The 8,347-nt window shown below is 55.0% G+C and carries 8 protein-coding genes, 3 tRNA genes and 1 pseudogene; 9 read left to right on the top strand and 3 right to left on the bottom strand.

The window, feature by feature from the left end; genetic code table 11:
* Positions 1-47: 47 nt before the first annotated feature.
* The 3 genes from Q0J81_RS09325 to Q0J81_RS09315 form a co-directional block, all read right to left on the bottom strand.
* Positions 48-124 (bottom strand) — tRNA-Pro (locus tag Q0J81_RS09325).
* A gap of 26 nt (positions 125-150) precedes the next feature.
* A tRNA-Thr gene (locus Q0J81_RS09320) sits at positions 151-226 on the bottom strand.
* A gap of 71 nt (positions 227-297) precedes the next feature.
* Complete coding sequence (locus Q0J81_RS09315) at positions 298-990, bottom strand: histidinol phosphate phosphatase domain-containing protein (protein ID WP_294447393.1); 693 nt, start codon at positions 988-990, stop codon at positions 298-300.
* Between the two features lie 151 nt (positions 991-1,141).
* Between Q0J81_RS09315 and rsfS the strand changes: the two genes are divergently transcribed.
* From rsfS to Q0J81_RS09270, 9 genes and pseudogenes are all read left to right on the top strand, one after another.
* A complete protein-coding gene (gene rsfS, locus Q0J81_RS09310) occupies positions 1,142-1,534 on the top strand; it encodes a ribosome silencing factor (RefSeq protein ID WP_294447392.1) in 393 nt (130 codons plus the stop codon).
* A complete protein-coding gene (gene gpmI, locus Q0J81_RS09305; RefSeq protein WP_294447391.1) occupies positions 1,534-3,057 on the top strand; it encodes a 2,3-bisphosphoglycerate-independent phosphoglycerate mutase in 1,524 nt (507 codons plus the stop codon). Before rsfS ends, gpmI begins: the two co-directional genes overlap by 1 nt.
* Before the next feature lie 63 nt (positions 3,058-3,120).
* On the top strand, positions 3,121-3,348 hold the full coding sequence (locus tag Q0J81_RS09300) for a hypothetical protein (protein ID WP_294447389.1): 228 nt from the start codon (positions 3,121-3,123) through the stop codon (positions 3,346-3,348).
* Between the two features lie 204 nt (positions 3,349-3,552).
* Positions 3,553-4,143 carry a DUF6198 family protein gene (locus tag Q0J81_RS09295; RefSeq protein WP_294447387.1) on the top strand — a complete coding sequence of 197 codons (591 nt, stop codon included), beginning with the start codon at positions 3,553-3,555 and terminating at the stop codon, positions 4,141-4,143.
* Positions 4,144-4,194: 51 nt separating this feature from the next.
* A tRNA-Arg gene (locus Q0J81_RS09290) sits at positions 4,195-4,271 on the top strand.
* Positions 4,272-4,280: 9 nt separating this feature from the next.
* Complete coding sequence (locus Q0J81_RS09285; protein ID WP_294447386.1) at positions 4,281-4,730, top strand: hypothetical protein; 450 nt, start codon at positions 4,281-4,283, stop codon at positions 4,728-4,730.
* Positions 4,727-6,316 (top strand): phage/plasmid primase, P4 family, encoded by a 1,590-nt coding sequence (locus Q0J81_RS09280; protein ID WP_294447385.1) that lies wholly within the window; start codon positions 4,727-4,729, stop codon positions 6,314-6,316. The genes Q0J81_RS09285 and Q0J81_RS09280 overlap by 4 nt, the downstream gene beginning before the upstream one ends.
* Before the next feature lie 268 nt (positions 6,317-6,584).
* On the top strand, positions 6,585-8,174 hold the full coding sequence (locus tag Q0J81_RS09275; RefSeq protein ID WP_294447384.1) for a CHC2 zinc finger domain-containing protein: 1,590 nt from the start codon (positions 6,585-6,587) through the stop codon (positions 8,172-8,174).
* Positions 8,164-8,347 (top strand): annotated as a pseudogene (locus Q0J81_RS09270) (DNA methyltransferase); the annotation flags it as partial. The gene Q0J81_RS09275 and the pseudogene Q0J81_RS09270, both read left to right, overlap by 11 nt.

Below are 8,347 nucleotides of genomic sequence, written 5' to 3'. Positions count from 1 at the left end.
TTAACAGAAAAGGGAGTTACGAAACATATCGTAACTCCCTGAAATTCTGGTCGGGATGACTAGATTTGAACTAGCGACCCCTTGAACCCCATTCAAGTGCGCTCCCAGACTGCGCTACATCCCGACTCTGGTACCGAAGAAGAGAAGAAGTGGAGCTCATGATCAGAATTGAACTGATGACCTCATCCTTACCAAGGATGCGCTCTACCAACTGAGCTACATGAGCATTTCGTCTCTCGGCGAGGTGTGTAATTAGCAAAATACACCACACCTGTCAAGCTTTTGAAGAAAAAAATTTTATTTTTCTCTTCCTCTTGGGGAAGTCATTAACGCATTCAAAAGTTGGAACTCACTGTTTTTCAATAATTCTAATAAATTACTTTTTTCGCCCGTTTTTCCGAAAACATCTGCCCCTTTTATGATCTGCGGCCAGAACGTTCTGGTGGTCATTTCGGCCGCACAGCGGGCACAGCTCCCCCTCACCAGCAGACATCCAAACCGCAGTGCCATGGCTGCAACATGGGCATTGGTCAGAGCATGCCGAGGGCAAGAAGTAAACTCCAGCGCAACGCCACGCTCCGCCGCAAAGGCAGCGGCCTTTTCATCAATCAAACCCGGATGGGCAAGAATATCGGCTCCGGCCTCTATGGCCGCAAAATTGGTTCCGGGTTCCACCTGATCGTCAATCGTTTCACCATGCACCAGAACAAGCTCAGCGCCTGCTTCACGGGCCTCCCGTACCATGGAAGGAAGAAGCGCCGGAGGAATGTGACGCAGCTCCACGCCTGTACGTGCCTCCACGTTGGCATAAAGGCTGAGCTTCCGCACCTGCGCAGACAAGGTGGTCAGCTCTGAAAAATTGCTCCCGTCACTTGGCAGAACAAGTCCCACAAAACGCAAGCCGGCCAAGGCTGCATAGTGCAGCATGGAAGAAGCGTCCCAGGTCTTGCCGCTGACATCCGGCGTGAGCATCACATGAAAATCCATCATAAAAACTCCCTTGTTCTGGAGTCATACCGGGCGAACGCAAAAAAGAAAAGAGCGCCATCGAGCCGTCTGCCCGCCATTTGCGCTCCAAAAGGTAATGATGTATACTTACGCCCCATTCCTATCGACTATACTGAGCACATTGAGGGACACCATGACCAAAGAAAAAAAATACTCCACGCTTCCCGCCTCTGAAAAGGCGCCCATTCTGCAGAACTGGCTGACCGAACACAAGGCCCGTGATCTGGCCGTGTTTCGTCTTCCGGAAGGCAATCCTCTGGCAGACATCGTCATCATAGCTTCCGCATCCTCCGCACGCCATGCCCGCAGCCTTGCCGACGGTCTTTCGGAACTGTGCAAGCAGGAAAAATTTGAAGTCCTTCGCACGGAAGGCTACCAGGAAGGTCAGTGGGTACTCGTGGACCTCAACGATATCATCGTTCACATCTTTCAGGAGCCGGTCAGAGAACTGTATCACCTTGAAGCTCTCTGGACCGGTGCCGAGTCGCTGCCTGCCACAGCAGCGGAAGGAAAGGAGAATAATTGATGCCTGCAGTGAAACCCACCCTTTTTCTCATTCTCGACGGCTACGGTCTGGCTCCGGCAGGACCGGGAAATGCCGCCAGCCTTGCGCATACGCCCACACTTGATCGTCTGCTTGCCATGCCCGGCATGGGACGACTGGACGCTTCCGGACGTCAGGTCGGCCTGCCGGCAGGCTTCATTGGCAACTCGGAAGTCGGCCATCTGAACATCGGCGCAGGCCGCATCGTGTATCAGGACATGACCCGCATCGACATGGCTGTGGAAAGCGGCGAGCTGTTCAAGAACCCTGTTCTGCTTGATCTGTTTGAACGTATCCGCGCCCGCGGCGGTCGCGTTCATTTCTGTGGTCTTCTGTCGGATGGCGGTGTGCACAGCCATATCAATCATCTTTTTGCTCTTCTTGAAATGGCGCAGCGCGAGAGTATTCCCGCTCTGGTTCACGCCTTTCTCGACGGACGAGACACACCGCCCTGCTCCGGTATCGACTATGTGTCCATGCTTGAACCTGTCTTGAAAACGACAGGGGCCCGTCTGGCCGACATGGTCGGCAGATTCTACGTCATGGACCGCGACAAGCACTGGGAACGTGTGGAAGAAGCCTGGAATATGCTCGTGCACGGCAAGGGGCAGCGTGCAGACAACGCTTCCGATGCCCTTCGCTCCGCCTACGCCGAAGGAGAAACCGACGAGTTCCTGAAGCCCCGCATTCTGCTTGATCCTTCCGAATCCGTCATTCGCGACGGAGACGGGGTGTTCTGCTTCAACTTCCGGGCCGACCGCGGCAGAGAACTGGTACGTGCCCTGACGGATCCCGACTTCACCGGATTCGACCGTGGTGTCATGCCCGACATGGCCGCTGTAGCCTCCATGACCTCCTACGAAGCCACGCTCACCGCTCCCGTTGCCTTCACGAAGGACAATCTCGACAAAACCATGGGAGAACTTGTATCCTCCATGGGACTGCACCAGCTGCGCATTGCCGAAACGGAAAAATACGCCCACGTGACCTATTTCTTCAGCGGCGGCAGAGAAGCTCCCTTTGAAAATGAGGATCGCATTCTTGTCGAATCCCCGCGAGACGTGGCCACCTACGATCTCAAACCCCAGATGAGCGCCGAAGAAGTGACCGACAAGCTCATCGCAGCGTGGAACAGCGGTAAGTACGAATTCGTCGTATGCAATCTTGCCAACCCCGACATGGTTGGACACACCGGCATTCTTGAAGCCGCCATCAAGGCCTGCGAAACGGTAGACGCCTGTGTGGCCCGCATTGAAAAGGCCGTCATGGACCGCGGCGGCATACTGTGCATTACTGCAGACCACGGCAACGTAGAAAAAATGATTGATGAAGAAGGCCGGCCGCAGACTGCCCACACTCTCAATCAGACACCGCTTCTCATCCTGGAAGATGGCAGGACTCATCCTGTCAGAAACGGCAAGCTCGGCGACATCATGCCAACGCTGCTTACACTCTGGGGCGTCGAAGTTCCGGCCGAAATGACCGGTGACAATCTGCTCATCTGAGTGTCGTGGGAGGAACTCTAAAAAAGAATCTTCCTCTTTCTGGAACCGTTCATGGAGAATGGAATGACCTACGATGAACCGGTAAAGCCCGAAAGCATGGCTCTGCTCTTTGTCTACATCTGCCCGTACTGCCAGAACGAAGTGGTTCTGGTATCCCCCGTGCAGCCCATGACAGTAACCTGCGGAGCATGCCGCAACAGCTTTCCCATAGTGCCGGTAGATGAACGCACCGTGCAATACGTGCACACCATGCTCGGAGACGGAAAAGCTGCCGTCAACCCGAACTTCTGATTGCCAGCTCATGAAACAGGAAGCCTGCCCTTCGGCAGGCTTCCTTCATTTTACAGGCAGAAAACTTGCCTTCGCTGGCAATATTGAATAGAATAATATGTAATTAATTTATTTTCATAACTTCTTGCGGCACAAAAAATGAAGACATCTCATACAAAGGAGCGCTGCAAGCGCTGGCTTATCTTTTTTTTCAGCCTTTTTTTCATGGGTAACGGCATAGCCATGGTTACCAATGCCCAGCTGGGGACGACCCCCATCTCCAGCGTTCCCTATGTAGTCGCCAAAATTTTCGGCTTTTCCATGGGGACAGGAACGTTTTGCGTCAACACGCTCATGCTGCTGGCTCAGATACCGCTGCTCGGCAAAACCTTCAGGCCCCGACAATTTCTTCAGCTTCCGTGCGTGTTTGTTTTCAGCATGTTTATCGATCTCGGCATGTGGGTAACTCATACCCTCATTCCTGAAACCTGGCCGCTGCGTATCGGCATGAGTCTTATCGGCTGTACCCTCATGGCCTTCGGCATCATGCTGGAAATCACCAGCAACACCATGGTCATTCCTGGCGAAGGATTCGTACTTGCCCTTGCCTATCGCCTCAAGCTGCCGTTCAGCAACCTCAAAGTCATCAACGACGTTTCTCTGGTCGTTCTTGCCGCCCTGCTCGGCTACATCTGCCTGGGACAAATTGCAGGCCTTCGGGAGGGCACCGTCATCACTGCTTTTCTGACAGGATTCATCATTCGTTTTTTCAGCAGATGCTTCCGTATGCGCATCGAGCAGTGGTTTAAACGATAATCAAAAATTTTTCTTGACCCCGAGGCAATCCTTCTCTACAACACAAAGAGCGCGCTTATAGCTCAGCTGGATAGAGCAACTGCCTTCTAAGCAGTGGGTCGCAGGTTCGAATCCTGCTAGGCGCACCAACGAAATCAATGGGATATCTGCTTTTTGCAGGTATCCCTTTCGTCGTTTCTGAAGCTTTTTCCGCTTCTGTCACCCAGTTGTCACCCGCAAGTCGCGTCGCAGACAACGTTTCTGACCTGCCTTTCTGCAGCGCGCCAGCCCCCTTTTCCCAGCTCTCCGCCTCTTCCGCGACGGGCCTTTGCGCTCTCATCTCCCTTTTCGCCCGTAAGGGCTGGCGCTTCCTTTTCTTCGGCGGCAACGCCGCCCTGGAGATGCGCCGCCGCGCCTCCTCCTTCATTCTTTCTCCAGAAAAACAGCTCAAAGTATCATGGCCGCAGCCGGCCGTTACGGGTCCTTCCATGGGGGGCCTGTCGAGGGGCGGAATGGCGTCCTCGTGGACTACGGGATTTTTTGGTTTTTGTTCCTGGGATTTTGGGACGGAGCCTTTTGACGCTCCCTGTCTGGAGGTGGCGGCATGAGCGACATCTCCGATATGGAAGCCCGCGTCCAGGCAGCCGTGGCCGAAGAACAGCGCCAGGGCCATGCCCAGGAAAAACAGGAGGCCGTGACTCCCGACTTTGTGGCCAAGTGCTCCAGTTTCGGCGAAAAAGGAGACGGTCTGCTCCATTCCGCTCTTTTTCGGGGCCGCTTCGTCTATGTGCCTGAGTGCCGCCAGTGGTATGAATGGGTCGGGCAACGATGGCAGGAAACTCATGTCCACAAGGTAGAAGCCTCTGTCGATGAAGTCGGTCTCAAGTACAGAGAAGTCGCCTCGCACTATGAGCGTCTTGCTCGCCAGGCCAAGGACGCCGGAGACAAGGAAGAAGGTGAACGCCTGAAGGCCGCCGCAGAAAAAATGTTCAGCCGCGCCTCGTACCTGAACAGTTCCCGTGGCGTGAATGCCTGCATCAAGTTCACTCTGGCCAACTCTGATCCTCTCATCTGCCGCCCGGACATCTGGGACAAGGACCCGTGGCTGCTCGGCGTGGCCAACGGGGTCGTGGATCTGCGCACCGGGGAGTTCCGGCCGGGGCGTCCTGACGACTTCATGAAAAAAGCCTGTCCGGTCGAATGGAAGGGATTGAACGCCCCTGCTCCAAAATGGGAGCGGAGTTTGTCCGAAACCATCGGCGCTTTCGATGGCGTGTCAGACTACCTGCATAAGGTGCTCGGCTATGCCATTACCGGTCTTTCTTCCGAGCCCCTTTTCCTGATGCTGTACGGTGAACGCGGACGTAACGGCAAAACCGTCATCATGGAGACGCTCAAGAAGGTGCTCGGCCCGTACATGGGACCTATCCCTGCGGAGCTCCTTCTGGACAGGGCTGTCCCCAAGGACCCCGACTCAGCAAGCCCCACCATCATGAATCTGAACGGGCTGCGCATCGTCTGGGCTTCGGAAACCAATGAAAACAGACGGTTCTCCACTTCTCAGGTCAAGCTTCTTTCCGGTTCCGACTCTCTGACGGGCCGGTATCTCTGGGACAGAGAAAATACGGAATTCCGCCCTACCCATACGCTGTTTCTGCTCACCAACTTTCTGCCCCGTGCTCCCGGCCATGACACCGCTTTCTGGGAGAGGTTGAAGCTGATCACCTTCCCCTACCGCTTCATTGACGAACCAGTCGGCGAGCTTGACCGCAAACGGAACCCTCATCTTGAGCGGGAGCTGGAAGAGGAGCTGTCGGGCATTCTTGCCTGGCTTGTCCGCGGATGCCTGGCCTATCAGCGTGACGGCCTCATTACTCCGATCTCCATAAAAAAAGCCTGTGACGACTACCGCGTGGAAGAAGACGAGGTTGCGACTTTTATTGCCCAGTGCCTGACGCCCATCCCGGCAAATGAGATGGAGTCGCTGTCTGAGTCTGAAAAACGCATCGGAGCAAAAGATCTCTATGAAGTCTACCAGGGCTGGCACAAGAAATACATATCGCCCAAGGCGGTACCTTCGATCACGCTTTTCGGCCGTCGAATCTCATCAAAAATTGAAAAGAGAAAAGCCGGCGGACTTGTCTGGTATTATGGTTACCGCTTTTCGGCTGATGCCGTTGAATTTCAACGCTGAGGTCATGATTTCATGACAGTATATCCACTTGCCAGGATACTTTCAGGGGAGGTGTCATCCCACTTTTTCTTTGTAACTTCACAGGGATATCTGCGCCATGACAGTAGGAAGCGCCTATAGAAGGTGCCAATGCGTTAATACCTAATGCGTTTTTATACTATTTCTTACTGTTCTTCCTACTATCATGATAGCAATAAAAACACATAAAACCGGTATGTTACGATAAGGACTGTTACCATGACGGTTTTACCGGTTGGAGAAAAATATCATGCCTGCTTCTCTCGTTGACCTGTTTGAAGAATACGGCTTCAGGACGCAGAAGAAGACCGCCACCGAATGGTCGGCTCCATGCCCGTGTTGCGGAGGAAAAGACCGCTGTTCCATCTGGCCTGATGAAGCCGACGGCCGGGGCTACTACTGGTGCCGGCAGTGTGACGCCAAGGGCGACGGCATTCAGTTTCTGCGCGACTTCGGCAACATGAGCTACCGGGATGCCTGTCAGCGCATCGGCGTGGCTCCGGTTGAGCACCTCAAAACACCGTCCCTCCCGAAGCATAAAAAAATGGATCGCTTCGAGGCAGCCGAAGAAGAAAACAAGGCCGCCGTGGACACGCCGGTCTGGCGGAAGCGTGCTGCCGACTTTGTGGCATGGGCCTCGGACCAGCTGCAAAAATCTCCCGACCAGCTTGCCTGGCTTGAAGCCCGCGGCATTTCTGCTTCGGCGGCCAGAGAGTACCAGTTGGGATTCAACCCCGGAGAAAAGGGAAAAAACTGCATCATCCGCCCCAGGAACATCTGGGGGCTGCCGCCCGTCATGAAGAACGGGAAGGAAAAGCGTTTCTGGCTTCCTCGCGGCATCGTCATCCCCCAGATTGAGGACGGTGAAGTCCGGCGAATCCGTATCCGCAGACTGGATGCGGACAGACAGGAATTCCGCCCGGAGCACAAGTACCATGTCGTCGAAGGCTCCGAGATGGATATGCTCTGGCTCCCCTGTACCAGGGACAGCAAGGTGGCCGTAGTGGTCGAATCCGAGCTGGATGCCTTCATGCTGCATTCGCTTGCCGGGGATCTGGCACATTGCGTTTCCAGCATGACCAGTAACGTGAGGAAACTGTCGCCCTCTCTGCTTGCCAGATTCGAGGCAAGCCTGTGCATCCTGGTTGCGCTCGACTCTGATCAGGCCGGGGCCGCAGGATGGCCGAGATGGCATGAAACCTTCCCCCGTGCGAAGCGCTGGCCCGTGCCCGCAGGGAAAGATCCGGGAGAAGCCTTTTCCTGCGGCGAGGACCTGCGTCTGTGGCTGGAAGCGGGCATTCCTGAAGGCTTGCGGATGACCATGAGTTCAGGAAACCGCCTTGCTTTGGAAGAGGAAGAAGAAAAGCCCGCGGAAGCAGAGGAAAAGGAGCACGAAGAAGACTCCTTCGCTGCCGGCTACGGCAACGTTCCTCCGGAAGTTCTCCAGTTTGCAGAGGTGTGGAAGAAAACGCCCATAACCTACCGCCGCATTCTCGACATCAGCGGCATTCCGCAAGGATGGACATGGGAATGCAATGCCGCATGGAGCGCCAATCACATGGCGGAGAAGCACGCCTTCCTGAAGCTTGCGGAACAGCCGGAAGTTCAGCGCTGGATATCCATGAATCCGCTGCCCCGAATTACCGGGGCAACGTTTCTCGACTGGGAGTCGGCCTCTCTCAATATGTGTTCGACCTGCGCGTTCTCCAGAGTGAAAGGCGGCACACGACCTGTCCACCTGAAGCCGTGCAAGGGCTGCGTCTATAACCCCACCGATTACCGCTGGGAGGGAGATCTCGGTGATCACTACCACGAAACAGGAGTCCATTATGAAAATTGAACTCTGGCCCGTAGAAAAGCTGGAAGCGTACCAGCGCGACCTGAAAGACCGGGAACAAGCACCCCCGAAGATGGTCGATGCCCTTCGGGAATGGGGATTCCGCATCCCCCGGCTCGTCTCCGGAGACCGGGCAATACTCCACTCCAAGCTGCGGTATCTGGCCGCGATTCAGC

It is taken from the genome of uncultured Mailhella sp. (genome assembly GCF_944324575.1).
In the GTDB taxonomy this organism is placed as follows: Bacteria; Desulfobacterota; Desulfovibrionia; order Desulfovibrionales; family Desulfovibrionaceae; genus Mailhella.
This window is presented reverse-complemented; position numbering and strand designations above follow the sequence as displayed.

Coding starts and splice junctions, on each gene's coding strand:
- Q0J81_RS09285 (WP_294447386.1), top strand. CDS start 4,281: ATGGGATATCTGCTTTTTGCAGGTATCCCTTTCGTCGTTTCTGAAGCT.
- Q0J81_RS09300 (WP_294447389.1), top strand. CDS start 3,121: ATGACCTACGATGAACCGGTAAAGCCCGAAAGCATGGCTCTGCTCTTT.
- gpmI (WP_294447391.1), top strand. CDS start 1,534: ATGCCTGCAGTGAAACCCACCCTTTTTCTCATTCTCGACGGCTACGGT.
- Q0J81_RS09275 (WP_294447384.1), top strand. CDS start 6,585: ATGCCTGCTTCTCTCGTTGACCTGTTTGAAGAATACGGCTTCAGGACG.
- Q0J81_RS09295 (WP_294447387.1), top strand. CDS start 3,553: ATGGGTAACGGCATAGCCATGGTTACCAATGCCCAGCTGGGGACGACC.
- rsfS (WP_294447392.1), top strand. CDS start 1,142: ATGACCAAAGAAAAAAAATACTCCACGCTTCCCGCCTCTGAAAAGGCG.
- Q0J81_RS09280 (WP_294447385.1), top strand. CDS start 4,727: ATGAGCGACATCTCCGATATGGAAGCCCGCGTCCAGGCAGCCGTGGCC.
- Q0J81_RS09315 (WP_294447393.1), bottom strand. CDS start 990: ATGATGGATTTTCATGTGATGCTCACGCCGGATGTCAGCGGCAAGACC.